This is a genomic window from Amycolatopsis kentuckyensis (assembly GCF_041679295.1).
In the GTDB taxonomy this organism is placed as follows: Bacteria; Actinomycetota; Actinomycetes; order Mycobacteriales; family Pseudonocardiaceae; genus Amycolatopsis; species Amycolatopsis kentuckyensis_A.
Genome location: NZ_JBGDMD010000015.1, coordinates 90,784 through 114,529 on the forward strand (window position 1 = coordinate 90,784; position 23,746 = coordinate 114,529).

At 71.4% G+C, this 23,746-nt stretch carries 22 protein-coding genes; 10 read left to right on the plus strand and 12 right to left on the minus strand.

Annotated features, from left to right (window positions below):
• Positions 1 to 5: 5 nt before the first annotated feature.
• The gene (locus ACERZO_RS44690) at positions 6 to 731 is read right to left on the minus strand and encodes a hypothetical protein (RefSeq protein ID WP_372672062.1); all 726 of its coding nucleotides are present in this window, start codon (positions 729 to 731) and stop codon (positions 6 to 8) included.
• Between the two features lie 130 nt (positions 732 to 861).
• Between ACERZO_RS44690 and ACERZO_RS44695 the strand changes: the two genes are divergently transcribed.
• The 7 genes from ACERZO_RS44695 to ACERZO_RS44725 all read left to right on the plus strand — a co-directional run bounded on the left by ACERZO_RS44695 (position 862) and on the right by ACERZO_RS44725 (position 6,898).
• Positions 862 to 1,137 (plus strand): SAV_915 family protein, encoded by a 276-nt coding sequence (locus tag ACERZO_RS44695; RefSeq protein ID WP_086673790.1) that lies wholly within the window; start codon positions 862 to 864, stop codon positions 1,135 to 1,137.
• 106 nt (positions 1,138 to 1,243) lie between these two features.
• Entirely contained in the window at positions 1,244 to 3,037 is a 1,794-nt protein-coding gene (locus ACERZO_RS44700; protein ID WP_372672063.1) for an acetyl/propionyl/methylcrotonyl-CoA carboxylase subunit alpha, read from the plus strand.
• A 58-nt stretch (positions 3,038 to 3,095) separates the two neighbouring features.
• Positions 3,096 to 3,638, plus strand: a complete 543-nt coding sequence (locus ACERZO_RS44705) for a DUF1707 SHOCT-like domain-containing protein (protein WP_372672064.1) — start codon at positions 3,096 to 3,098, stop codon at positions 3,636 to 3,638.
• Between the two features lie 7 nt (positions 3,639 to 3,645).
• On the plus strand, positions 3,646 to 4,035 hold the full coding sequence (locus ACERZO_RS44710; RefSeq protein ID WP_372672065.1) for a DUF1707 SHOCT-like domain-containing protein: 390 nt from the start codon (positions 3,646 to 3,648) through the stop codon (positions 4,033 to 4,035).
• A gap of 21 nt (positions 4,036 to 4,056) precedes the next feature.
• Complete coding sequence (locus ACERZO_RS44715; protein WP_372672144.1) at positions 4,057 to 5,211, plus strand: sensor histidine kinase; 1,155 nt, start codon at positions 4,057 to 4,059, stop codon at positions 5,209 to 5,211.
• 76 nt (positions 5,212 to 5,287) lie between these two features.
• Entirely contained in the window at positions 5,288 to 6,307 is a 1,020-nt protein-coding gene (locus ACERZO_RS44720; protein ID WP_372672066.1) for a hypothetical protein, read from the plus strand.
• Between the two features lie 60 nt (positions 6,308 to 6,367).
• Positions 6,368 to 6,898 (plus strand): GNAT family N-acetyltransferase, encoded by a 531-nt coding sequence (locus ACERZO_RS44725; RefSeq protein ID WP_372672067.1) that lies wholly within the window; start codon positions 6,368 to 6,370, stop codon positions 6,896 to 6,898.
• A 265-nt stretch (positions 6,899 to 7,163) separates the two neighbouring features.
• Here the strand turns inward: ACERZO_RS44725 and ACERZO_RS44730 are convergent, their stop codons facing one another.
• Positions 7,164 to 8,897, minus strand: coding sequence for a glycerol-3-phosphate dehydrogenase/oxidase (locus tag ACERZO_RS44730; protein WP_372672068.1), 1,734 nt, complete (start codon positions 8,895 to 8,897; stop codon positions 7,164 to 7,166).
• A 235-nt stretch (positions 8,898 to 9,132) separates the two neighbouring features.
• Between ACERZO_RS44730 and ACERZO_RS44735 the strand changes: the two genes are divergently transcribed.
• Together ACERZO_RS44735 and glpK are read left to right on the plus strand one after the other, a co-directional pair.
• A complete protein-coding gene (locus tag ACERZO_RS44735) occupies positions 9,133 to 9,882 on the plus strand; it encodes an MIP/aquaporin family protein (protein ID WP_372672069.1) in 750 nt (249 codons plus the stop codon).
• A gap of 34 nt (positions 9,883 to 9,916) precedes the next feature.
• Entirely contained in the window at positions 9,917 to 11,431 is a 1,515-nt protein-coding gene (gene glpK, locus ACERZO_RS44740; protein WP_372672070.1) for a glycerol kinase GlpK, read from the plus strand.
• A 101-nt stretch (positions 11,432 to 11,532) separates the two neighbouring features.
• On the opposite strand, the gene ACERZO_RS44745 is transcribed toward glpK, so the two are convergent.
• From ACERZO_RS44745 to ACERZO_RS44765, 5 genes are all read right to left on the minus strand, one after another.
• A complete protein-coding gene (locus ACERZO_RS44745) occupies positions 11,533 to 12,336 on the minus strand; it encodes a VOC family protein (RefSeq protein WP_372672071.1) in 804 nt (267 codons plus the stop codon).
• An 89-nt stretch (positions 12,337 to 12,425) separates the two neighbouring features.
• Positions 12,426 to 13,061, minus strand: a complete 636-nt coding sequence (locus ACERZO_RS44750; RefSeq protein WP_372672072.1) for a class F sortase — start codon at positions 13,059 to 13,061, stop codon at positions 12,426 to 12,428.
• A gap of 76 nt (positions 13,062 to 13,137) precedes the next feature.
• Positions 13,138 to 13,701, minus strand: coding sequence for a hypothetical protein (locus tag ACERZO_RS44755; RefSeq protein WP_372672073.1), 564 nt, complete (start codon positions 13,699 to 13,701; stop codon positions 13,138 to 13,140).
• A 187-nt stretch (positions 13,702 to 13,888) separates the two neighbouring features.
• A complete protein-coding gene (locus tag ACERZO_RS44760; protein ID WP_372672074.1) occupies positions 13,889 to 14,347 on the minus strand; it encodes a hypothetical protein in 459 nt (152 codons plus the stop codon).
• A gap of 72 nt (positions 14,348 to 14,419) precedes the next feature.
• Positions 14,420 to 15,820: an NAD(P)H-quinone dehydrogenase gene (locus ACERZO_RS44765; protein ID WP_372672075.1), complete on the minus strand. Its 1,401-nt coding sequence runs from the start codon at positions 15,818 to 15,820 to the stop codon at positions 14,420 to 14,422.
• A gap of 127 nt (positions 15,821 to 15,947) precedes the next feature.
• Here ACERZO_RS44765 and ACERZO_RS44770 point away from each other — a divergent pair, with 127 nt between their 5' ends.
• Entirely contained in the window at positions 15,948 to 16,400 is a 453-nt protein-coding gene (locus tag ACERZO_RS44770; protein WP_372672076.1) for a gamma-glutamylcyclotransferase, read from the plus strand.
• A 413-nt stretch (positions 16,401 to 16,813) separates the two neighbouring features.
• Here the strand turns inward: ACERZO_RS44770 and ACERZO_RS44775 are convergent, their stop codons facing one another.
• From ACERZO_RS44775 to ACERZO_RS44795, 5 genes are all read right to left on the minus strand, one after another.
• On the minus strand, positions 16,814 to 18,115 hold the full coding sequence (locus ACERZO_RS44775) for an amidohydrolase (RefSeq protein ID WP_372672077.1): 1,302 nt from the start codon (positions 18,113 to 18,115) through the stop codon (positions 16,814 to 16,816).
• 197 nt (positions 18,116 to 18,312) lie between these two features.
• Positions 18,313 to 18,618, minus strand: coding sequence for a hypothetical protein (locus ACERZO_RS44780; RefSeq protein ID WP_372672078.1), 306 nt, complete (start codon positions 18,616 to 18,618; stop codon positions 18,313 to 18,315).
• Positions 18,619 to 18,667: 49 nt separating this feature from the next.
• On the minus strand, positions 18,668 to 19,663 hold the full coding sequence (meaB, locus tag ACERZO_RS44785; RefSeq protein ID WP_372672079.1) for a methylmalonyl Co-A mutase-associated GTPase MeaB: 996 nt from the start codon (positions 19,661 to 19,663) through the stop codon (positions 18,668 to 18,670).
• Positions 19,664 to 19,666: 3 nt separating this feature from the next.
• Positions 19,667 to 21,835: a methylmalonyl-CoA mutase gene (gene scpA, locus ACERZO_RS44790; protein ID WP_372672080.1), complete on the minus strand. Its 2,169-nt coding sequence runs from the start codon at positions 21,833 to 21,835 to the stop codon at positions 19,667 to 19,669.
• Positions 21,832 to 23,667: a methylmalonyl-CoA mutase family protein gene (locus ACERZO_RS44795; protein WP_372672081.1), complete on the minus strand. Its 1,836-nt coding sequence runs from the start codon at positions 23,665 to 23,667 to the stop codon at positions 21,832 to 21,834. Before ACERZO_RS44795 ends, scpA begins: the two co-directional genes overlap by 4 nt.
• Positions 23,668 to 23,746 lie beyond the last annotated feature (79 nt).

A 23,746-nucleotide genomic window follows, 5' to 3' on the forward strand; every position in this document is an offset into this window, starting at 1 on the left:
CGCTTTCAGGTGCTGGGGCAGGTGCGGAGGTCGGCGCGGGTGAGGCGGATGTCCGGCCAGCCGCGCAGGTCCGACGGCGAGGTGTACCGGCGTGTGCAGCCGACCGACTTGCCCGTCAGGTCGTACACCTGCCCCAGCACCGGGGCCGCGTCGCACTTGGCCGTGCCCGAGTCCGCGCCCCGGCAGTCGTGGCGGACCACGATCACGTCGGGGCGCCCGTCGGCCGTGACGTCGTAAAGGGACAGCGTCCCCGCGTCCGCGAAGTACGGCTTGCCCGGCGCGCGCCACACCCCCGCGCTCGCCACGAGCAGCTCGCCGTACGCCGCTTTGCCCTCGTCGCCGACGTCGCCGCGGACCAGGCACGTCGGTGCCGCGCCGTCGATGCAGCGCAGCGAGTTCTGGTCCAGCCGGACGCCCAGCTGGGCGATCGTCAGCTCGAACACCGTCCCCGGCTCGGCTCCGACGCGCACCCGCGCCGCCCCGCCCGCCGCGTCGGTGAGCAGCACGACCGGCGTCCCGCCGACCGTCACGGCCGCGAGCTGGCGGCACGGGCCGCCGCCGCACGTCGCCACCGCGGACACCGGGGCCGCCGCGGGCTCGGCCGCGCCGGACGGCGCCTCCGGCCGCGGGCGCAGCAGGAACACCGCGCCGATCGCGCCGAGCGTCACCACCGCCGCCAGCACCGCGGTGAGCAACGCCGACCGAGGCGTCCGCGCTGCCGAAGTCCGCATGAGACAGAGCGTAAGCCGCTTCGCGACTGTGTGTGGGCGGCGCCCCGGCGGGGTGTGGCCGAAATCCCCCGGCCGGGCACCCCACCAGGTCAACCCGGCCTAACGGACCGTGTCCGTCTATGTTGTCCGGGTGACCAACCCGAATCTTCCTCCCGCCCTGTACCTGCCCACCGGCCCGGCCAGCGCCGAGACCGAGGGCGCGTCGATCGAGCTGCGCCGCACGCCCGACGGCCGCACCGCGCTGGTCGCCTTCACCGCGCTGGACCGGCTGATCGACTGCTGCGGCGAGCACCAGCCGTGGGTGCTGGTGAACACCGAGCACCTGCCGAAGGTGCACGCCGCGAACCCGTACGACGTCATCGTGCTGGACTCGCCCCTGCCCCAGGAGCTGCGCCACCACGTCTGAGCGTGGTTCAGCTCTCACTCAAGGGACTCCCGACGCCATATCCGTAGACTTCCCCGTACCGCGAAAGCGGTCAGCAATGCAGCTGTCGGGACGCAGGAGGTGCGGGGTGGCCGAGCAGGTCGGCGAATCGACCGGTGGTCCGGTGACCAAGATCCTGGTCGCCAACCGGGGCGAGATCGCGGTACGCGTGATCAGAGCGGCCAAGGACGCCGGCCTGGCCAGCGTCGCGGTGTACGCCGACCCGGACCGCGACGCACCGCACGTGCGCCTGGCCGACGAGGCGTTCGCGCTCGGCGGCACGACGGCCGCCGAGAGCTACCTGAACTTCGACAAGCTCCTCGACGCCGCCAAGCGCGCGGGCGCCGACTCGGTGCACCCGGGCTACGGCTTCCTCTCCGAGAACGCGGACTTCGCCCAGGCCGTCCTCGACGCCGGGCTGACCTGGATCGGGCCGAGCCCGCAGGCCATCCGCGACCTCGGCGACAAGGTCACCGCCCGCCACATCGCGATGCGCGCGGGCGCGCCGCTGGTGCCGGGCACGAAGGAGCCGGTGAAGGACGCGAGCGAGATCATCGCGTTCGCCGACGAGCACGGCCTGCCGGTGGCCATCAAGGCCGCGTTCGGCGGCGGTGGCCGCGGCCTCAAGGTCGCGCGCACCCGCGAAGAGATCCCCGAGCTGTTCGAGTCGGCCACCCGCGAGGCGGTCGCCGCGTTCGGCCGCGGCGAGTGCTTCGTCGAGCGCTACCTGGACAAGCCGCGCCACGTCGAGGCCCAGGTCCTGGCGGACATGCACGGCACCGCGATCGTCGTCGGCACCCGCGACTGCTCGCTGCAGCGCCGTCACCAGAAGCTCGTCGAAGAGGCGCCCGCGCCGTTCCTGAGCGACGAGCAGCGCAAGCGCATCCACGAGTCCGCGAAGGCGATCTGCAAGGAAGCCGGGTACTACGGCGCCGGCACGGTCGAGTACCTCGTCGCGACCGACGGCACGATCTCCTTCCTCGAGGTCAACACGCGGCTGCAGGTCGAGCACCCGGTTTCGGAGGAAACCACCGGTCTGGACCTGGTGCGCGAGATGTTCCGCATCGCGCGCGGCGAGAAGCTGCGGATCACCGAGGACCCCGAGCCGCGCGGCCACTCGATCGAGTTCCGCATCAACGGCGAGGACGCCGGCCGCGGCTTCCTGCCCGCCCCGGGCACGGTGACGAAGTTCGTCGCGCCGAGCGGGCCGGGCGTGCGCGTCGACTCCGGGGTCGAGTCCGGCAGCGTGATCGGCGGCCAGTTCGACTCGATGCTGGCGAAGCTGATCGTCACCGGCTCGGACCGGAACAACGCCCTGGAGCGCAGCCGCCGCGCGCTGGCCGAGATGGTCGTCGAGGGCATGGCGACGGTGCTGCCGTTCGACCGCGTGATCGTCGACGACCCCGCGTTCATCGGCGACGAGAACGGCTTCAGCGTGCACACGCGCTGGATCGAGACGGAGTTCGACAACCGGATCGAGCCGTTCGTCGCGCCGGACGTCGAGACGCCCGAAGAGTCGCCGCGCCAGAACGTCGTGGTCGAGGTCGGCGGACGCCGGCTCGAGGTGTCGCTGCCGGGCGGGTTCGCGCTCGAAGGCGGCGGCGGGGGCGGCACCGCCGTCAAGGCGAAGCCGCGCAAGCGCGCCGGCGGCGGCAAGGCCGCGGTGAGCGGCGACGCCGTCACCGCGCCGATGCAGGGCACCATCGTCAAGGTCGCCGTCGAAGAGGGCCAGAGCGTCGAAGCCGGCGAGCTGATCGTCGTCCTCGAGGCGATGAAGATGGAAAACCCGGTCACCGCGCACAAGGCGGGCACGATCACCGGCCTGTCGGTCGAAGTCGGCGCCGCCGTGACGCAGGGCACGCAGCTTCTCGAGATCAAGTAGGGCAGTTCGTTACAGATGTCGTGGTGGGCCGCCCCCAAGGCGGCCTACCATCGACTACGTGACCGAAGTCCCGTCTCCGCAGCTGCGGATCAGCGACCAGAACCGCGAGTCCGCGCTGTCCGCGCTCGGTGAGCACATAAGCGCGGGGCGGATCGACATCGACGAGTACGGCGAGCGCTCGGCGCGGATCACCGCGGCCAAGACGCGCGGCGAGCTCGTCGAGATCTTCGCGGACCTGCCCGCGCCGCACCCCCGGTACGAAGAGGTCCAGCAGGCCGTCGCGGCGCCCGAGCCGGCCTCGGCACCCGTGCCGGCGCGGCCGGGGACGCCCGAGAACTGGTCGCCGCCGCAGCGGTTCCTCGCCGCGATCGTGCCGCTGGCCTTCATCGCCGCGATCGCGCTGATCGCCACGGGCACGCTGGCCTGGCCGATCATCTTCGTCCCGATCGGGCTGACCGTGTTCGGCAAGTCGATGTGGGGCCACGACTGGAACCACGACCAGCACCACCGCGACCGCCACGACCGGCACCTGCGCGACCGGGAGCGCCGGCGCGAGCTGCGCGACTCGTTCCGCGACCACCGGCGCGGCCTGGACCGCTGAGCCCGCCGTGAGCGACATGCGGTTGAGCGACGCCGAACGCCAGGACGCCCTGGACGTCCTCGAAGAGCACGTCCGCAGCGGACGGCTCGACATCGACGAGTACGGGACCCGGTCCGCGAAGGTCACCGCGGCCAAACGGGTCAGCGAGCTCGTCCCGCTGTTCGACGACCTGCCGTCGCCGCGCCCGAGCGCCCTGCTCAACGGGGCCACCGCACCCCAGGTGCCGGTGCTCTCCGGCGACAGCCCGCTGGTCACGTTCCTGACGCGCGGCGCGGTCCCGATCGCGATCGTCCTGGCGATCGTGGTGCTCATCCTGTCCCGCGGCCGGCTGCTGATCGTCTCGGTCGCCCTGCCGCTGGTGATCGCGATGCTCGCGGGGGCCCGCAGGCGGCGCTGAGCCTGCGAGAATCGGCCCGTGATGGGCGTGGTTCCGGGCGCGCTGGACGCCCGAGGCGAACGGCTGGCGGGCCCGATCTTCACCGGGGTCGGCCTGGCCGCGCTCGCCGCGTGCGTGGTCTGGGGTCCCGGGATCCGGGGTGCCACCCTGGTCGTCGTCGTGCTCGCGGCGGGGTGGGTGCCGCTGCTGGTCCCGCTGTTCCCGCACCGGCGGACGCACCCGTGGCTCGCCGCGGGCTACTACGCCGGGGTGCTCGCGGCGGCGACGGTGCTGGTGGCGCGCGATGACACGTTCATGGGCTTCGCGTCCTTCGGCTACCCACTCGCCTTCGTGCTCTTCCCGGCGCGCTGGGGGTTCTTCGCGGTGGCCGCGACGGCGACCGTGCCGCTGGTGGTCGCCAACTCGGATTCGCCCAGCCCGACCTGGGTGCTGGTCCTGTCGATGGCCGGCCCGCTGCTGTACGCCGCGTGGTTCGTCGGGGTGGAGAGCGAGCAGCGGCGGAAAGCGACCGTCCGGCTGGAAGCCGCGCTCGAGGAGAACGCGGACCTGCACGCCCAGCTGGTCGTCCAGGCGCGGGAAGCCGGTGTGCTCGACGAACGGCAGCGGCTGGCCCGCGAAATCCACGACACGCTCGCCCAGGGCCTGACCGGGATCGTCACGCAGCTGCAGGCCGCCGACGGCCCGGACCGGGAGCGGCGGCTGGCGCAGGTCCGGACGCTCGCCCGCGACAGCCTCGACGAAGCGCGGCGCGCGGTGCAGGCGCTGCGGCCGGAACCCCTGGATTCGGCCCAGCTGCCGGAAGCGCTTTCCCGGCTGGCCCGGCGGGTCTCCTCGACGTCCGGGGTCGCGGTGCGCGTGGAGACGACCGGCGACGCCCGGCCCTTGCTGCCCGAGCTGGAGGAAGCACTTTACCGCGTCGCGCAGGAGGCACTGGCGAACGCGGAGAAGCACGCGAAGGCGTCCCGCATCGGGGTGACACTGTCCTATTCGGACGACCTGGTGCTCCTCGACGTCGTCGATGACGGCGTGGGCTTCCGGCCCGGCGACCGCGGTGACGGCACCGGCTTCGGCCTGGAGGCGATGCGCCAGCGCGTCCGGCGGGTGGCGGGGACGCTGACGGTCGAGAGCGAGCCGGGCGGCGGCACGGCGGTGAGCGCCCAGGTCCCGGCGCTCTGAGATTGCTCCATTCGCGGGGCAACCGGTTCCCCTTCCCGGACGTGGTGAGCACGCAGGTCGGGGGAAAGGGGACGAAATGAAGAAGACGTGGTTGCGGGCGGGGGTGCTCGCCACCGTGGCGATCGCCGTCACCGCGCTGGGGGTTCCGGCGCAGGCCCAGGCGGGGCGGCTGTCGTGGAAGCCGACGCTCCTGCCGTTGGCGGACGGCCCGAACTCGCTGGGGTACCTGACCGGGTCGGACGGCCATGGCGAGTACACCGGTTCGTTCCAGGTCGCCGGCAAGTTCCAGGTCGTGAGCTGGCGTGGCGGCAAGCCGGTGCTGCGCGGCGTGCCGGAGGGCTACGAGTGGGCGATGGCCGAGGACGAAAACAGCGCCGGCACGATCGTCGGCACGGCGACCGACTACGACACGAGCGTCACGCGGGCGTTCGTGCTCGACTCCTCCGGGTTCCACCTGCGTGAGACGCCCGCCGGCTACAAGGAGACCCAGAGCAGGGCGGTCAACTCCCGCGGCGACGTGCTCGGCCAGGTCTTCCACGAGGACCCCGCTCAAGACGGCGCGATCGTCTGGCCGGCGGACGGCAGCGCGCCGGTGATCATCCCGATGACCCACGAGTTCGAGTTCCCGATGGACATCGACGAGGACGGCACCGTTCTCTTCTCCGTGTACGGAGGCACGCTGCTGTGGAAGAACGGCAGCTACCGGCAGCTCACGGCCCCGGGGTTCGCCTACGCCAACGGGTACGCGATCCGCAACGGCGTGGTGGTCGGCTCGGCCTCGGACGGGACGGTCGAGGGCTCGCGAGCCGCGCGGTGGGATCCGGCGGGCGCCATGACGCCGCTGCCCGGCGGAGACGGCGCGTACGCGCTGAACCGGGCCGGCCTGACCGCCGGCACGGCCCCGGTCCCGGGGTCGTTCCGCGGTAAGCCGATCGCGTGGCGCGGCAGCACGCCCGGCGGCGAACTGAAGCAGCCGGGGACGTACGCCAACTTCCAGGCCCGCCTCGTGAGCGACGACGGGACGTTCGCCGGCACCGCGTCGAACGGCCCGCTGGACGAAGGCGGGGTGCCGGTCGTCTGGCGCTTCGCGCCCTGATCGGAGCCTTGATCACCGGGCCGGGAGCGGCCTGCTCCCGGCCTGGCTAGGCTGGGCGGAGTGGAACCGGTGGAGATCAACGCGGGCACGTACTACCTGCGCCAGCTGCGCGCCGACCGGCACATCGACGACCGCCCGCTGCTGATGGAGGCGTTCGCCGACCCGACGCACCGCAAGTACGTGCTGAACTACCGCTTGCGCACGCTCGACGAGGCCACCGAGTACGTCGCGCTGCGGGCGGCCCAGTGGGCGGGTGACGAGCGCTGCTCGTGGGCGATCGCGGAACCGACGTCAGGCCGGCTGCTGGGCGAGGTGGGACTGCGCGAGCTGGACCTGTCCGCCGACTACGCCGAGGCGACGATCTGGGTCCACCCGGCCGAGCGCGGCAAGGGCATCGCGACGACGGCGTTGAACGCGGCCCTGCGCTTCGGCTTCGGCGGGCTGGGGCTCACCGAGGTGACATACCGGTACGAAGAGAGCAATGCGGCCTCGGCGATCGTGGCGGAGCGCTGCGGGTTCACGCTGGTGGGCCCGGAGGCCGAGCGAGCCCCGACCGGCGAGCGGCTGATCCGCTGGCACCGGACGGCCTGAAGCAGCCCCCGCCACTCCCAGGCAGGGCCCCGGCAAAGCCGCCCGGCTCAGCTGTCCCGGCGCGGCGGCCCACCGTCTTGAATGAGTCATTCAAGACCTCCTACGCCCTGAATGACTCATTCAAGACAACCGCCGGCGAGGCCACCGACCTGCGTCCGCCGGAATCCGCCGACCTGCGCCCGCCCGCGCCCCCGGACAAACCCCGTTTCCGGTCGGCCGGAAGCCGTCGTTGTCCACAACCCGCGGGGGCTGGGGACAACCTCCCTCAGCTCACCGGCTCCACGATGCCCGCGCGGGCCTCCGGGGCCGCCGACCGCAGGGCGTCCGCCGCTTCGTCGCTCGGCTGGGACTGCGACTCCCGCTCCGCCTCCACCCGCGCGTTGTAGACCTCGATCTCGCGCTTCACCGTTTCGGGTGACCAGCCGAGGACTTCACCCACCAGGGCCGCCACCTGCTCGGCGCAGTCGACGCCGCGGTGGGCGTACTCGATCGAGATCCGCGTCCGGCGGGCCAGCACGTCCTCCAGGTGCAGCGCGCCCTCGTGCGAAGCCGCGTACACCACCTCGACGCCCAGGTAGTCCGGTGCGTGCTCGATCGGCTTCAGCAGCTCCGGGCGGCCGCTCGCCGTCGCCAGGACCTCGTTGACCAGCGAGCCGTAGCGGTCCAGCAGGTGGCGCACCCGGTAGGGGTGCAGGCCGTGCTCGGCGGCCAGGTGGTCGGCCTGGTTGACCAGGGCGTGGTAGCCGTCCGCGCCCAGCAGGGGCACCTTGTCCGTGATCGACGGCTGCGAGCGCCCCGGCAGGTCGACCGCCGCCGCGTCGACGGCGTCGGCCGCCATCACCCGGTACGTCGTGTACTTGCCGCCCGCGATCGCGACCAAGCCCGGTGCCACCCGCGCCACCGCGTGCTCGCGCGACAGCTTCGACGTCTCTTCGCTCTCCCCCGCCAGCAACGGGCGAAGGCCCGCGTACACGCCTTCGATGTCGTCGTGCGTCAGCGGCGTCGCCAGGACGCTGTTGACGTGCTCCAGCAGGTAGTCGATGTCGTGCTTCGTCGCCGCCGGGTGCGCCAGGTCGAGGTTCCAGTCCGTGTCCGTCGTCCCGACGATCCAGTGGTTGCGCCACGGGATCACGAACAGCACCGACTTCTCGGTGCGCAGGATCATCCCCGACTCCGACACGATCCGGTCGCGCGGCACGACGATGTGCACGCCCTTGCTGGCGCGCACGCGGAATCGCCCGCGACCGCCCGACAAGCGCTGCAGCTCGTCGGTCCAGACGCCGGTGCAGTTGATCACCGCGGCCGCCGAGATCTCCGTCTCGCGGCCGTCCTCGACATCGCGCACGCGCACGCCGGACACCCGGTCGGCCTCGCGCAGGAAGCCGACGACCTGGGTCGACGTCCGCACGACCGCGCCGTAGTGCGCCGCCGTCCGCGCGACGGTCATGGTGTGGCGGGCGTCGTCGGACTGCGCGTCGTAGTAGCGGATCCCGCCGATCAGCGCCGACCGCTTGAGCGCGGGCACCATCCGCAGCGCGCCCGCGCGGGTGAGGTGCTTCTGGCCCGGGACGCTGCGGGCGCCGCCCATCGTGTCGTACATCAGCAGGCCGGCCGCGGTGTACGGCCGTTCCCACACGCGGCGCGTCAGCGGGTAGAGGAAGCTGACCGGCTTGACGAGGTGCGGCGCGATGGTCGTCAGCATCAGCTCGCGTTCGCGCAGCGCTTCCCGGACCAGGCCGAACTCGAGCTGTTCCAGGTAGCGCAGGCCGCCGTGGAACAGCTTGCTCGACCGGCTCGAGGTCCCCGAAGCGAGATCCCGGGCTTCGACGAGCGCGACGCGCAGCCCACGGGTCGCGGCGTCGAGCGCCGTGCCCGCGCCGACCACACCGCCGCCGATGACGACGAGGTCGAAGGTCTCGTTGCCGAGCCGCTGCCAGGTCTCTTCCCGCTTGGCCGGGCCCAGTCGAGCCGGGTTCGTCTCCGCTGCGTGCTGCGCCACGTGACAGTCCTCCTCGTGCTGGCGAGGCTTCCAGCATCGCACGACCCGGTGATCCTCCGCCCGTTCGCGGATGACACGTGTGGCGTAACCCCCCACGATCTTGAAAAGATTCGGCTGCCCGGCGCCTGGAATGATCTTCGGCACACCGGTAACGTCCCCTCGACGTGGGTCGGCAACGGTGCCGTGGCACGCCGTGATCGACCCTGCGCAGAGTGTCCAGTGTGGAGGTGCAGCGGTGAGTGCTGGGGCAATAATCGTCTGGGAACTACTGGGAACGGCCGCGCTGATCCTGCTCGGCAACGGTGTGGTCGCGAACCACGTGCTCCGCAAGAACAACGGGCACCAAGCGGGCTTCCTGTTCATCAACTTCGGCTGGGCGTTCGCCGTCTTCACCGGCGCCAGCATCGCCGCCCCGAGCGGGGCCCACCTCAACCCGGCCGTGACGCTGGGCCTCGCGATCGCGGACAAGACGCCGTGGAAGGACGTGCCGTTCTACTTCATCGGGCAGTTCGCCGGCGCGATCATCGGCGCCGTGCTCTGCTGGGCCGCCTACAAGCTGCAGTTCGACGACCACCCCGAGCCCGAGAACACGCTCGGCATCTTCTCCACCGCACCGCAGATCCCCAACACCGTCTGGAACCTCGTCACCGAGGTCATCGGCACGTTCGTGCTGGTGGCCTGGATCCTGCTCAGCCCGGTCTTCGCGGCCGGCGACGGCGGCACCCCGAACTTCGGCAACTCCGCACTCGGCTACGCGGGCGTCTCGTTCGTCGTGCTGGTCATCGGCGCCTCGCTCGGTGGCCCGACCGGGTACGCGATCAACCCGGCACGTGACCTCGGCCCGCGCATCGCGTACGCGTTCCTGCTGCCGATCCGGAACAAGGGGAACGCCAACTGGGGCTACTCGTGGATCCCGGTCGTCGGCCCGCTGGTCGGTGGCGCGCTCGCCGCGCTGCTCTACCTCGTCGTGCACAACCTGACCTGATCGCCCGTCCGAAAAGAAATTTCCTGGAGCACACATGACTTCGTACGTAGCCGCGATCGACCAGGGCACGACCTCGACCCGGTGCATGATCTTCAACCACGAGGGCCGCGTGGTCTCGGTCGACCAGCGCGAGCACGAGCAGATCTTCCCGAAGGCGGGCTGGGTCGAGCACAACGCCGAGGAGATCTGGGAGAACACGCGCCGGGTCGCCGCGGGCGCGCTCGCCAAGGCCGACCTGACCGCCAAGGACATCGCCGCCGTCGGCATCACCAACCAGCGCGAAACCGCGCTCGTCTGGGACAAGACGACGGGCAAGCCGGTGTACAACGCGATCGTCTGGCAGGACACCCGCACCGACCGGATCGTGACGGAGCTCGGCAACCTCGGCGGCGGCCAGGAGCGCTACCGCGACAAGGTCGGCCTCCCGCTCGCGACGTACTTCTCGGGGCCGAAGGTCAAGTGGATCCTCGACAACGTCGAAGGCGCGCGCGAAAAGGCCGAAGCCGGTGACCTGATCTTCGGCAACATGGACACGTGGGTGCTGTGGAACATGACGGGCGGCGCCGACGGCGGCGTGCACGTCACGGACCCGACCAACGCGTCGCGCACGATGCTGATGGACCTCGACACCCTGCGGTGGGACGAGGGCATCGCCGGCGAGATGGGCATCCCGCTGTCGATGCTGCCGGAAATCCGGTCGTCGTCCGAGGAGTACGGCAAGGTCCGCGAGAAGGGCGCGCTGGCCGGCGTGCCGATCGCGGGCATCCTGGGCGACCAGCAGGCCGCGACGTTCGGCCAAGCCTGCCTCTCGCCCGGCGAAGCCAAGAACACCTACGGCACCGGCAACTTCATGCTGCTCAACACGGGCACCGAGAAGGTGATGTCGCAGAACGGCCTGCTCACGACGGTCTGCTACAAGATCGGCTCGAACGACACGGTGTACGCGCTGGAAGGTTCCATCGCGGTGACGGGGTCGCTGGTGCAGTGGCTGCGCGACAACCTGGGCATGATCACGACGGCGGCCGAGATCGAGGAGCACGCGCGCAGCGTCGAGGACAACGGCGGCGCGTACTTCGTCCCGGCGTTCTCGGGTCTGTTCGCTCCTTACTGGCGGTCCGACGCCCGCGGCGCGATCGTCGGGCTCACCCGGTTCGTGAACAAGGGGCACCTGGCCCGGGCGGTCCTGGAGGCGACGGCGTTCCAGTCCCGCGAGGTGATCGACGCGATGAACGCCGACTCGGGTGTCCCGCTGAAGTCGCTGAAGGTCGACGGCGGCATGGTGGTCAACGAGCTGCTGATGCAGTTCCAGGCCGACATCCTCGGGGTGCCGGTGATCCGCCCGGTGGTCAACGAGACCACGGCGCTGGGCGCGGCGTACGCGGCCGGGCTGGCGGTCGGGTTCTGGGAGTCCGAGGACGACATCCGCACCAACTGGGCGCAGGACAAGCAGTGGGACCCGTCGATGGACGACTCCCGCCGCGAGCGCGAGTACCGGAACTGGAAGAAGGCCGTGACGAAGACCTTCGACTGGGTGGAGGACGAGGACTGACCGCGAGCGGGTCGGGGGCGCCGGTGGGCGCCTCCGACCCCGCTCGGGCTTGGCCGCGCGCGACCAAGCCGGGCGACCGGCCGGCCTCCCCAACCGGCCCCTCAGTCCTCCCAGCCCTCCGGTTTCCCGGACTGCTCGTTGGGCGCGATGACCAGGAACGGGACCCCCTGGTCGTCCAGCACCCGCACCTGCCGCCCGTACGGCGAATCGAACGGCTGGTCCAGCACGCGCCCGCCCAGCTCGGTCACCCGGGCCGCGCTCGCGTCCGCGTCCGCCACCGAGAAGTACGTCGACCAGTTCGACGGCACCTCCGCCGGTACGGAATCCGGCAGCGCGCCCAATCCTCCGACCGGGCGGCCGTCGATCAGCAGTACCGCGTACGTGAAGTCGTCATTCGACAGGTCCTGGAAGCCGTAGCCGAACACCTGCTCGTAGAACGCCTTCGCCGCCGGGTAGTCGCGGCTCATGCACTCGTTCCACGCCAGCGTGCCCGGGGCCGCCGTCACCTGCGTGCCCAGGTGGTGGCCCGGCTCCCACAGCCCGAACACCGCACCCGCCGGGTCGGCGGCCACCGCCATCCGGCCTTCCTTCATGACTTCCATGACCGGCATGACGATCTGCCCGCCCGCCTCGGTGATCGACGCGGCCGTCTTGTCCACGTCGGACACCGACAGGTACGTCGTCCACACCGGAGGCAGGTTCTGTCCCGGCGGGATCTGGCCGATGCCGGCGACCGGCCGGCCACGCAGCTCCGCCATGCCGTAGAAGCCGGTCTCCTCGCCGCCCGTCTGCACGTCCCAGCCGAACAGGCCGCTGTAGAACGCCACCGCCTTCGCCTGGTCGGGCACCATCAGGTCCACCCAGCTGGGCGTGCCGTCAGGCCACCGCTCGTCCCGGAACAACATGTCGACTCCCAACCCTCGTCCGCGCCGCCTCGGGTGACGGCCGACACAGTCTGGCACCCACCACCGACAAAACCAGGGCCGAAAAACTCTCAACGCCCGATGAGGTGGGCGTACACCACGATGTTGTCGACGTAGTTGTGCGCGCTCCGGTCGAAGACGCCGCCGCAGGTGATCAGCCGCAGCTCGGGACCGGCCGTGTCGTCGTAGACGCCCTCCTTCTCGAACTCCTGCTTCGGCACCTGGTGCACCTTCGTCACCTCGAACAGCGCCGTCGTGCCGTCCGCGCGCGCGATCGAGACGCGGTCGCCCGGCGTCAGCTCCTTGAGCCGGAAGAAGATGCCCTTCTGGTGGTTGCCGTCGACGTGCCCGAGGACGATCGCCGGGCCGACCTCGCCCGGCGTCGGCGCGTACGTGTACCAGCCCGCCTGCAGCGGCGTCGTCACCGGCGGCACCTGGATCGTGTTGTCCGCGTTGACGCCCAGCGGGACCAGCGACGAGTGCGCGCCGATCTTCGGGATGTCGATCGACACCGGGTCCGACTTCGGCAACGCCGCCACGGCGTCGGCGGGCTCCGGGTTCACCGCGACCGGTTGCGCGGGCGGCGGTTGCGCGGTCGTCGGCTCGGGGCCGCCGCCGAGCGTCAGCGCCAGCACCACCAACGCGGCCAGCAACGCCACGATCAGCGCGATCCAGTACCCCCGGCGGCCGGTGGTCCTCGTGGTCATGTGCACCCCCTCGTGCCGGTTACCCGTCCGGGCGACCCCCGTTCAGGGGCCGCCCGGACGCTACCCCCTCCCCCGGTCAGCGGCGCCGGGCCCGCCGGGCCAGCACGAGACCACCGCCGCCGACCGCGAGCACGCCCATGGCCGCCGCGGCCGCGAGCGGCGTGCCGGAGTCGTCGACCGGGCCGTCCGTGCCGCCGGTCTGCGGCGCGCCCGCCGGCACCTTGGTGACCTGCTTCGCCGCCGACGCGCCCAGCACGGTGAACTTCGCACTGATCTCCGCGCCACCGCAGGAGAACGACACCGGGTAGACGCCCGGCTTGACCTGCTTCACGACGGCGGTCGCGACGGCGGCCGGCGCCGTCGCGGGGTCGGTCTGCGGGCCGGTGCGACGCAGCGTGCTGATCGTGAGCGCCGGCGACGTCAGGCCCTGCGTGCTCTCGGGGGCGCAGCCGAGGCGGATCTCCACCTTGGCACCCGGCCGGGCGACCTTCGGCAGCACGCGGAGGTACGCCTTCGGCACGCCCGCCTGCTCCGAGACGGGTTCCGGCGCGGCGGCCGGCGTCGTGCTCGCGAGCGCCGCACCGGGCGCGAGGACGAGGAAAGCCGCGGCGACACCCGCGGCTACAGCGGTCTTCTTCATTCTTTTCTCCCCTGTGGAATGATTCGGCACGGCAATTCCCGCCGGCGCCGTTCGCAGTTCCCCCTGCCTCGGCGTCGCCCGCTTGCCTATACCTCCCAAGACGCCGCTACCTGCGGAAGGTTGCGCCCGCAGAAAAACAAAACCGCCCCGGAGGCGATCTCCGGGGCGGTTCGGTGCAATAGCGGAATCAGCCGGCCATGCTGCCGTCGCCGGCTTTCGCGGCGCCGGAGGGCACCTTCGAAACCTGCGGCGCGGGCACGGTGAACTGCGTGCGGTACGTCTGCCCGCCGCACGTGACGGTCAGCGGGTACGTCCCGGCTCCGATGCCCGGCTTGAGGGCGGCGTCGGCGCTGATGTTCGCGTCGGCGCCCATGAACGGGCCGGGCGTGTAGTTGAAGAACGTCAGCGCCGGCGAGGAGAACGCGGGCGAAGCGCCTTCGCACTTCGCGAGCGCGACGTTCGGCGCGTCCCGGACGTACTTGTCCACGAGGGTCTGGTTGATCGCGGTGTTGACGTTGAGCTGGACGCTGCCCTTGGCCGGAGCGCTGCTCGGCGCCGGGACCGTGCTCTGCTGCGCCGAGGCGGGCCCCGCCAGCGTCGTCGCTCCGATCACCGCTGCCACAACGAAAACCACCGTCTTGCGCACCTTCGCACCCTTCGCGTCCTTCAGCCGTACAACCGACAAGACGCGACGGGGCGCGACGGGTTGCCTACCGATCTAGTCCAGATCGTCGTGGCGCATGAGCTGCCGCCCGGCCTCGGTGATCGAGCCCGAGAGCGACGGGTAAACGGAAAATGTCAGTGCCAGGTGGTCCACTGTGAGCTGGTTCTGGACGGCGAGCGCGATGGGAAGGATGAGCTCGCTCGCCTGCGGCGCCACGACGACACCACCGACGACCACGCCGGTGGCGGGGCGGCAGAACAGCTTCACGAAGCCTCGGCGGAGGCCCTCCATCTTCGCGCGCGCGTTGGTGGCCAGGGGCAGCATGATGGTGCGCGCGGGCACCTCGCCGGAGTCGATCGCCTGCTGGCTGATGCCGACAGTGGCGATCTCCGGGTGGGTGAACACGTTGGCGGCGACGGTCTTGAGCTTGATCGGCGCGACGCCCTCGCCCAGCGCGTGCCACATCGCGATGCGGCCCTGCATGCTCGCCACCGAGGCCAGCATGAGCACGCCGGTGCAGTCGCCGGCGGCGTAGATCCCGGGAACGGAGGTGCGCGAAACGCGGTCGACGGTGATGAACCCGCCGGGGCCGGGCGAGATGCCGACCTTGTCGAGGCCGATGTCCTTGGTGTTCGGGACCGACCCGACGGTCATCAGCGCGTGGCTGGCTTCGATCACGCGGCCGTCGGCGAGGAAGATCTCGACGCCCTTTTCGGTGCGCTCGACGCGGTCGGCGCGCGCCTGCTTCGCGACGGTCGTGCCGCGCTGCGAGAAGACCTCTTCGAGCACCGCGGCGGCGTCGGCGTCCTCGTGCGGGAGAACGCGGTCGCGGCTGGAGACGACGGTCACCTTGACGCCCATCTCGGTGTAGGCGGACGCGAACTCGGCGCCGGTGACGCCCGAGCCGATCACGGCGAGGTGCTCGGGCAGCTCCTGGAGCTCGTAGAGCTGGCGCCAGTCGAGGATGCGCTCGCCGTCGGGCACCGCGCCGGGCAGCACGCGCGGGGTGGCCCCGGTGGCGATCAGGACGACGTCGGCGGGCAGCTTCTCGGTGCCCTCGGCCGTCGTCACGGCGACCTTGTGGGTCGCCAGGCCGGGCTCTTCGTCGCAGAAGCGGGCTTCGCCGATGAGGACGCGGACGCCTTCGCGCTGGACGCGGGCGCGGATGTCGGCGGACTGGGCGAGCGCGAGGCCCTTCACCCGGCCGTGCACGGTCGGGAGGTCGATGCTGGTGTCGGCCAGGTCGGTGTTGATGCCGAGCTCGCCGAGGTCGTGCATCTTGGCCAGCGCGCCGGAGCTGGCGATGAACGTCTTCGAGGGGACGCAGTCGTAGAGGACGCAGGCGCCGCCCAGGCCGTCCTTTTCGACGATCGTGACGTCGGCTCCGTGCTGGGCTGCCACCAGCGCGGCTTCGTAGCCGGCCGGGCCTCCGCCCATGATCACGATCCTGGTCACCTGGGTCCTCCTCAAGGCAGTCCGTGCGGTGCTCTCACCGTACGCGGCGCAGGTGTCCGGACACTGAAGTGGGCGAACACGGCGAGTGCGTCCACTCGGGTCAGCCAGGTGTCGCTACGCTGTCGGCGTGCCGTTGTATGCCGCGTACGGATCGAACATGGAGCCCGCCCAGATGCTGGAGCGCGCGCCGCACTCTCCGATGGCCGGCACCGGCTGGCTGGAGGGGTGGCGCCTGACCTTCGGCGGCGAGGACCTCGGCTGGGAAGGTGCCCTGGCGACGATCGTCGAGGACCCGGGTTCCCGGGTCTTCGTCGTGTTGTACGACGTCACGCCGCTGGACGAGACCGGGCTGGACCGCTGGGAAGGCGGCGAGCTCGGGATCCACTCGAAGATCCGGCTACGGGTGCAGACGATGGACGGCTCGGCGCTGGCCTGGCTGTACGTCCTGGACGCCTACGAGGGCGGCCTGCCGTCGGCGCGGTACCTGGGCGTGCTGGCCGACGCCGCGGAGGCCGCCGGAGCGCCCGCGGACTACGTCGACGACCTGCGGACCCGCCCCTGTTCGGGCATCACCGGCTGACTCCACACCCTGTGGACAACTCGGCCGCCTGAGCGCTACCACGACCCCTTGCCGGCCGGCACCGGCACCCCCGCGACCACGCGCCCCCAGGCCGTCGCGCGCGCTTCGACCCGCCGTCACGCGAACGTGATTCACGTTGCCGCACAAGGAAAACCGCAGGTGGACCGGGCTCTTCGAGCCAGGCCGCCGTCCAGTCTGCCGCCATGATCGCGGGCACGCAAAACGACCCTCCCCCGATCAGGGGAAGGACCGGTTCACGACCTGTGGACAACTGCGAAAAGCTGTGGACAACCCCGCGCCCGGCAAACGTCTTGAATGACTCATTCATGTCGTCGGACGACATGAATGAGTCATTCAAGACACTCACCAGGGCCAGAAGCGGCCGCGGCACCCGGCTTCGCCGGCCCCGCCGCTCAGGCGAGGGACGTCAAAGCGGTGTGGACCAGGGTCCGGACCCCGCACAGCAGGGCTCGCTCGTCGAGGACGAAGGTCGGGCGGTGGATGTCGGACTGGGGGTCCGGCTCGCCGGGCCAGACACCCAATCGGGCGAACGCGCCCTGGACGTGCTCCAGGTACCAGCCGAAGTCCTCGCCGCCGGACGACTGCTCCGTCGGCGCCACCGCGCCCTCGCCCAACGCCGCTTCCGCGCCCGCGCGCATCAGGGCCGTCGAGTCCGGATCGGACACCACCGGCGGCACGCCGCGGCGGTAGTCGAGCGAGAAGCCGACGCCCGTGGGCGCCAGCAGGGACTCCACCGACGACGCCACCAGCGGCTCCAGGGCCGTCCAGACCTCGTGGTCGGCGGTCCGCAGGGTGCCGCGCAGGACGCCGTCCTGCGGGACCGCGTTGGCCGCCTGGCCCGCGTGGACCGCGCCCCAGACCAGGACCGTGCCCGAGCGCGGGTCGACCCGCCGCGAGAGCAGCGCGGGCAGCCCGGTGATCACCGTGCCCAGCGCGTGGACCAGGTCGGCCGTCAGGTGCGGCCGGGACGTGTGCCCGCCCGGCGAGGTCAGGCGCAGCTCGATCAGGTCCGCCGCCGACGTCAGGGCGCCGACGCGCATGCCGATCTTGCCGACCTCGAGCCGCGGGTCGACGTGCAGGCCGTAGATCCGCTCGACGCCGTCCAGCGCACCGGCCGCGATCATGTCCAGCGCGCCGCCGGGCATGACCTCCTCGGCGTGCTGGAAGACCAGCCGGACGCGGCCGGGCAGCTCCGGCGCGCCGGCCAGCGCGCGGGCCGCGCCCAGCAGGATCGCGGTGTGGGCGTCGTGGCCGCACATGTGGGCCGCGCCTTCGACGGTCGACGCGTAGGGCAGCCCGGTCGCTTCGGTGAGCGGCAGCGCGTCCATGTCCGCGCGCAGCGCCACGCACCGCTCGCCGCTGCCGATGTCGCAGACGACGCCGGTGCCGCCGGGCAGCACCCACGGCTTGAGCCCGACCGAGCGCAGCAGCGTGACGATCAGCTCCGTGGTCGCGAACTCGTGCCGCGACAGTTCCGGGTGCGCGTGGATGTGCCGGCGCCAGGCGAGCACGTCGGTCGCGTTGGCGCGCAGCCAGTCGTCGAGCCAGAACGGGCCGCGGCCCGCACCAAGGTCCTCCACGGGAGCCATGCTTACGCCGGCTTCGGAAATGAGCGCTTCGGACCCCTCCATGGGGTTGATGATGCGCCCATGGGGGTCGCCTGGAACGTCCGGTCGTGAGTCCAACACCGTCACGCCGCACCTCCTCCCGCAACACGGGTAACCCGGGCAGCGGCTGGGGTCACGCAACGTGCCGATCGATCTGTCGTACGCATTTGCAGACGATCGTGCACCATGCAGGCGGCAACGCGCGCCTCGAAAACGGCCGTCCTAGATGGCCGGTACCGGATCTGCGTTGAACGGCGTGCACCACTTCGGCAGACCCGAACGCGTCAGGAGCTCTTGGCCTTCTTCGAACGGATCCGCCGTCCCCAGATGACGATGCCGAGCAAAGCGACGGCGACGACGCCCGCGATCAGCTTGTTCTTCGTCTTCTCGGTGTTCGCCTTGTCGGTCTGGGCCGGGTCGAGGACCGGGCCGGGCGGCTGGGTCTGCGCCAGGACCGGCCCGACGGCCGCGTGCGCCACCGCCACTGCCACCGCGTTGTCCGAACGCACCGGTTCGGCGGCCGCCGGCGACGCGGTGAACAGCACCGCGCCCAGCACTCCGGCCAGGACCAGACCCCGCAGCTTCGCCATGTCATCCCTTCGCCGCCACCAGGCATTCTGCCCGCGGACCGCCCGGGCGTCAGCCACCAGCGGGTGGATTGAACGCGTCGAGGATCCGCTGAGCACCGAGGGTAGCCGTCAGTTCACCGTCCCGCACCGCCCGTTCGACGTCGGGAACGACCGTTCGCACGTCCGGATGCGCCGCCAGGCGACTCAGCAGCTGTTCGCGCACCATCGCCCACGTCCAGTCGACCTGCTGCTGCCGGCGGCGCGCGGCCAGCTCACCGGACGCCGTGAGCGCTTCGCGGTGCTGCTCGATCGCGCCCCAGACCTCGTCGAGACGCAGGTTGTGCAGGCCGCTGCAGGTCAGCACGGGCGGGGTCCACGACGCTTCGGGCCCGTAGATCATCCGCAGCGCGCCCGAAAGCTCTCGCGCCGCCCGCTTGGCGTCTCGTTCGTGGTCGCCGTCGGCCTTGTTGACGGCGATGACGTCGGCGAGCTCCAGCACGCCCTTCTTGATGCCCTGAAGCTGGTCGCCCGTGCGCGCGAGCGTCAGGAACAGGAAGCAGTCGACCATGTTCGCGACGGTCACCTCGGACTGCCCGACGCCGACCGTCTCGACCAGCACGACGTCGTAGCCGGCGGCCTCCATCAGCACGATCGTCTCGCGGGTCGCCCGCGCGACACCGCCGAGCGTCCCGGACGTCGGCGACGGCCGGATGAACGCCCGTTCGTCGACCGCCAGGCGCGCCATCCGGGTCTTGTCGCCGAGGATCGAGCCGCCGGTGCGCGTCGACGACGGGTCGACCGCCAGCACGGCGACGCGATGCCCGGCCGCCGTCAGGTCCGTGCCCAGCTGATCGATGAATGTCGACTTGCCGACACCGGGCACGCCGGTGATCCCGACGCGCCGCGCGCCGCCGGCCGACGGCAGCAGCTCGACCAGCAGCTCCTGGGCCAGCGCCCGGTGGTCCTCCCGCTGCGACTCGACCAGCGTGATCGCCTTCGAGAGCGTCCCGCGGTCCCCCGCCAAGACGCCCTTCGCGTAGGCGGTGACGTCGATCTTGCGCGGCAAGGGTCAGGACTCCTGCGCCGTCAGCTGGCCGAGCAGGTCGATGGCGGCGTCCGCGAGCACCGTGCCGGGCCCGAAGATCGCGGCCGCGCCGGCCTCGCGCAGCGCCGGGTAGTCCTGCGGCGGGATGACCCCGCCGACGACCACCATGATGTCCTCGCGGCCCAGCTCGGCGAGCTCGTGGCGCAGCGCGGGCACCAGCGAGAGGTGGCCAGCGGCCAGCGACGAGACGCCGACGACGTGCACGTCCGCCTCGATCGCCTGCCGCGCGACCTCGGCCGGGGTGGAGAACAGCGGGCCGACGTCGACGTCGAAGCCGATGTCGGCGAAGCCGGTGGCGATCACCTTCTGGCCGCGGTCGTGGCCGTCCTGGCCCATCTTCGCGACGAGGATCCGGGGCCGCCGGCCCTCCTCCGCGGCGAACTCTTCGACCAGCGCGCGGGCCTTCTCGACGTTCTGCGACTTACCCACCTCTTCGCGGTAGACGCCCGAAATCGTCCGGATCTGCCCGGAGTGCCTGCCCCAGATCTTCTCCAGCGCGTCGGAGATCTCGCCGACCGTGGCCTTCGCACGGGCCGCGTCGATCGCCAGTTCCAGGAGGTTGCCGCCGTTGCCGGCGCCTTCGGTGAGCCGCCGCAGCGCGTCCTCGGTCGCCTGGCCGTCGCGCTCTTCGCGCAGCCGTCGCAGCTTCTCCAGCTGCTGCGTGCGGACGCCCGCGTTGTCCACTTTGAGCACTTCGATGTCTTCGTCGCTCGTCACCTGGTACTTGTTCACGCCGATGACGGGCTGGCGGCCGGAGTCGATGCGCGCCTGGGTGCGCGCGGCGGCCTCTTCGATGCGCAGCTTGGGGATGCCCGCGTCGATCGCCTTGGCCATGCCGCCGGCCTGCTCGACCTCGCTGATGTGGCCCCACGCCTTGCGCGCGAGGTCGTAGGTCAGCTTCTCGACGAACGCGCTGCCGCCCCACGGGTCGATCACGCGCGTGGTGCCGGATTCCTGCTGCAGCAGCAGCTGCGTGTTGCGGGCGATCCGCGCGGAGAAGTCCGTCGGCAGCGCCAAGGCCTCGTCGAGGGCGTTGGTGTGCAGCGACTGCGTGTGCCCCTGGGTCGCGGCCATCGCCTCGACGCAGGTGCGGACGACGTTGTTGTAGACGTCCTGCGCGGTCAGCGACCAGCCCGACGTCTGGGAGTGCGTCCGCAGCGAAAGCGACTTCGAACTCTGAGGGTCGAAGCCTTTCACGAGCTTCGCCCACAGCAGCCGCGCCGCGCGCAGCTTCGCGACCTCCATGAAGAAGTTCATGCCGATCGCCCAGAAGAACGACAGCCGCGGCGCGAACTTGTCGACGCTCAGGCCGGCGTCGACGCCCGAGCGGATGTACTCGACGCCGTCGGCGAGCGTGTACGCCAGCTCCAGGTCGGCGGTCGCCCCGGCTTCCTGCATGTGGTAGCCGGAGATGGAGATCGAGTTGTACTTCGGCATGTGCTGCGAAGTGAAGGAGAAGATGTCGGAGATGATCCGCATCGACGGCTGCGGCGGGTAGATGTAGGTGTTGCGGACCATGAACTCCTTGAGGATGTCGTTCTGGATGGTCCCCGCGAGCTGTTCGGGTTTGACTCCCTGCTCCTCGGCCGCGACGACGTACAGCGCGAGCACCGGAAGCACCGCGCCGTTCATCGTCATCGACACCGACATCTTGTCGAGCGGGATGCCGTCGAAGAGCTGGCGCATGTCGTAGATGGAGTCGATCGCGACACCCGCCATGCCGACGTCGCCGGAGACGCGCGGGTGGTCGGAGTCGTAGCCGCGGTGGGTGGCCAGGTCGAAGGCGACCGACAGGCCCTTCTGGCCGGCGGCGAGGTTGCGGCGGTAGAAGGCGTTGGACTCCTCGGCGGTGGAGAACCCGGCGTACTGGCGGATGGTCCACGGCTGGTTGACGTACATCGTCGGGTACGGGCCGCGCAGGAACGGCGCGACGCCCGGGTACGTGCTCAGGAAGTCCACATCGGACAGGTCATCGGCGGTGTAGACCGGCTTGACGCCGATGCCTTCGGGCGTCTCCCAGGCCAGGGCGTCGGGGCCCTTGCCGGTGGCTTCCTGGACGGCCTTGGCCCAGGCGTCGCGGTCGGCCGGCGACGGCGTGCCGAGGTCGAGACCGGCGAAGTTCGGGATGCTCATCGCGTGACTCCCAGCTTGGCGTGCAGGCCGTTCAGGACGTCGAGGGCGTCGCAGCCGGCGAAGACGTTGCCGTCCACGCCGTCGTAGGACCCCTTGCCCGCCAGCAGTACGTGGTCGGCACCGAGCGACTTCGCGACGTCGGCCGCCTGCGCCGCGTAGGCGTCGTCGGTGCCGCAAAGGCAGGCGACCTTCGCGCCGGACGCGCGGAACGCGCCGGGCAGGTCGTCGGTCGCGCCCGGGTTGACGGCCTCGATCCCGCCGGCCTGGAAGAGGTTGGCGGCGAAGCCGGCCCGCGCGGTGTGCGCGGCGACCGGGCCCAGCGTGGCCAGGAAGATCTTCGGCCGTTCGCCATGCGAAGCGAGGTACGCGTCCGAAGCGTCCCGCAGGGCTTCGAAGCCTTCGGCGTACCGGTGCCGGGGCAGCCCACCGTCCACAGGGGACTCCAGCGGCGTCCGGACCACCGGTTTCTCGGCCAGGTTCGGGAACTCGCTGACGCCGGTGAGCGGGTCGCGGCGGGTGGCGATCCGCTGGGACCGCTTCTCCCACGTCTCGGCGAGCCGCCCGGCGAGCGCGCCCGAAGCGAGTTCGTCGACCAGGCCGCCCGCGCCTTCGATGGCGGTGAACTCAGCCCAGGCCGCGTGCGCGAGGTCGTCGGTGAGCTTCTCGACGTACCAGGAGCCGCCCGCCGGGTCGACCACGCCGGCCAGCTTGGACTCCTCCAGCAGCACCGCGTGGGTGTTGCGGGCGATCCGCGCGGAGAACGCGTCGGGCTTGCCGATCGCGGCGTCGAACGGCAGCACGGTGACCGCGTCCGCGCCGCCGACACCGGCGCCGAAGCAGGCGACCGTCGTGCGCAGCATGTTCACCCAGGGGTCGCGCTGGGTCAGCATCGCCGGCGACGTCACGGCGTGCTGGCGCATCGGCGAGGCGAAGCCGCACACCTCGGCGACGCGCGCCCACAGGCGGCGGGCCGCGCGCAGCTTGGCGATGGTGGAGAACTGGTCGGCGGTCGCGGCGATCCGGAACTCGAGCTGGCCGGCCGCGGCCTCGACGTCGAGACCCGCGTCCGTCAACGCCCGCAGGTAGGCGACGCCGGCGGCGATCAGCGCGCCGAGCTCCTGCGCGTCCGACCCGCCCGCCTCGTGGAACGGCAGGCCGTCGGCGACGAGCGTGCGCACCTTCGGGTACTTCCCGGCGACACGCGCGGCGAGCGCGGCGGCCGGTCCGAGATCGGCGGCCGAACCGGTGCGCGCGGCGAGCCCGATCGGGTCGGCGCCCAGCACCGCGGTGGCCTCGCTCGCCGGGATCTCGCGCTCGTCGAACAACGCGAACAACTCGGAAGCGGCGGCTTCGAAGCCGGCGCCGGCGTCCAGGACGACCGGCGCCAAGTCGAGATAGACCTCGTTGAGCGCGTCAGCCAGCACTGCGGGCGCGACGGTCAGCCAGATCGACGTCACGCCGCCTTCGAGGTCGGCGAGGATCGCCTTGTTGACTTCGCGGGCGTCGTCGCCGGTGAACCGGGCCCGGACGTCCCAGCCGGTGCTGACCTGGCCTTCCGGCCGCGCGCCGCGCACGTAGGGCGGCAGCCCGGGGAAGCCGGCGTCGCCCGGCGCGTCCTCGGCCGTGTACAGCGGCTGGATCTCGATCCCGTCGTAGGTCCGCGTGACGAGCTTGCTCTCCGGGGCGCCCGTGAAGTCCTCCGGCAGCCTGCCGCTCTTGCGCAGGACACCGGCGACGAGCTCCTGCCACTGCTCGCGCGTCGCCTGGGGGAACTCGGCCGCCAGGTCGAGTTCGGAGATCGGCACTGACTCCGGACCGGCCACTTCAGTCATACCCAGTGATGGTAGAGGCACGGGCCGCGTCCGACCTGTGACTCTAGTCGCGCCCCTATGCGGTCAGGGGTGATTCGGG

Excerpts from the sequence above, each read along its gene's own strand:
- ACERZO_RS44795 (WP_372672081.1), bottom strand. The coding sequence starts at position 23,667 with ATGACTGAAGTGGCCGGTCCGGAGTCAGTGCCGATCTCCGAACTCGAC.
- ACERZO_RS44755 (WP_372672073.1), bottom strand. The coding sequence starts at position 13,701 with ATGAAGAAGACCGCTGTAGCCGCGGGTGTCGCCGCGGCTTTCCTCGTC.
- glpK (WP_372672070.1), top strand. The coding sequence starts at position 9,917 with ATGACTTCGTACGTAGCCGCGATCGACCAGGGCACGACCTCGACCCGG.
- ACERZO_RS44715 (WP_372672144.1), top strand. The coding sequence starts at position 4,057 with ATGGGCGTGGTTCCGGGCGCGCTGGACGCCCGAGGCGAACGGCTGGCG.
- ACERZO_RS44750 (WP_372672072.1), bottom strand. The coding sequence starts at position 13,061 with ATGACCACGAGGACCACCGGCCGCCGGGGGTACTGGATCGCGCTGATC.
- ACERZO_RS44780 (WP_372672078.1), bottom strand. The coding sequence starts at position 18,618 with ATGGCGAAGCTGCGGGGTCTGGTCCTGGCCGGAGTGCTGGGCGCGGTG.
- scpA (WP_372672080.1), bottom strand. The coding sequence starts at position 21,835 with ATGAGCATCCCGAACTTCGCCGGTCTCGACCTCGGCACGCCGTCGCCG.
- ACERZO_RS44745 (WP_372672071.1), bottom strand. The coding sequence starts at position 12,336 with ATGTTGTTCCGGGACGAGCGGTGGCCTGACGGCACGCCCAGCTGGGTG.
- ACERZO_RS44720 (WP_372672066.1), top strand. The coding sequence starts at position 5,288 with ATGAAGAAGACGTGGTTGCGGGCGGGGGTGCTCGCCACCGTGGCGATC.
- ACERZO_RS44690 (WP_372672062.1), bottom strand. The coding sequence starts at position 731 with ATGCGGACTTCGGCAGCGCGGACGCCTCGGTCGGCGTTGCTCACCGCG.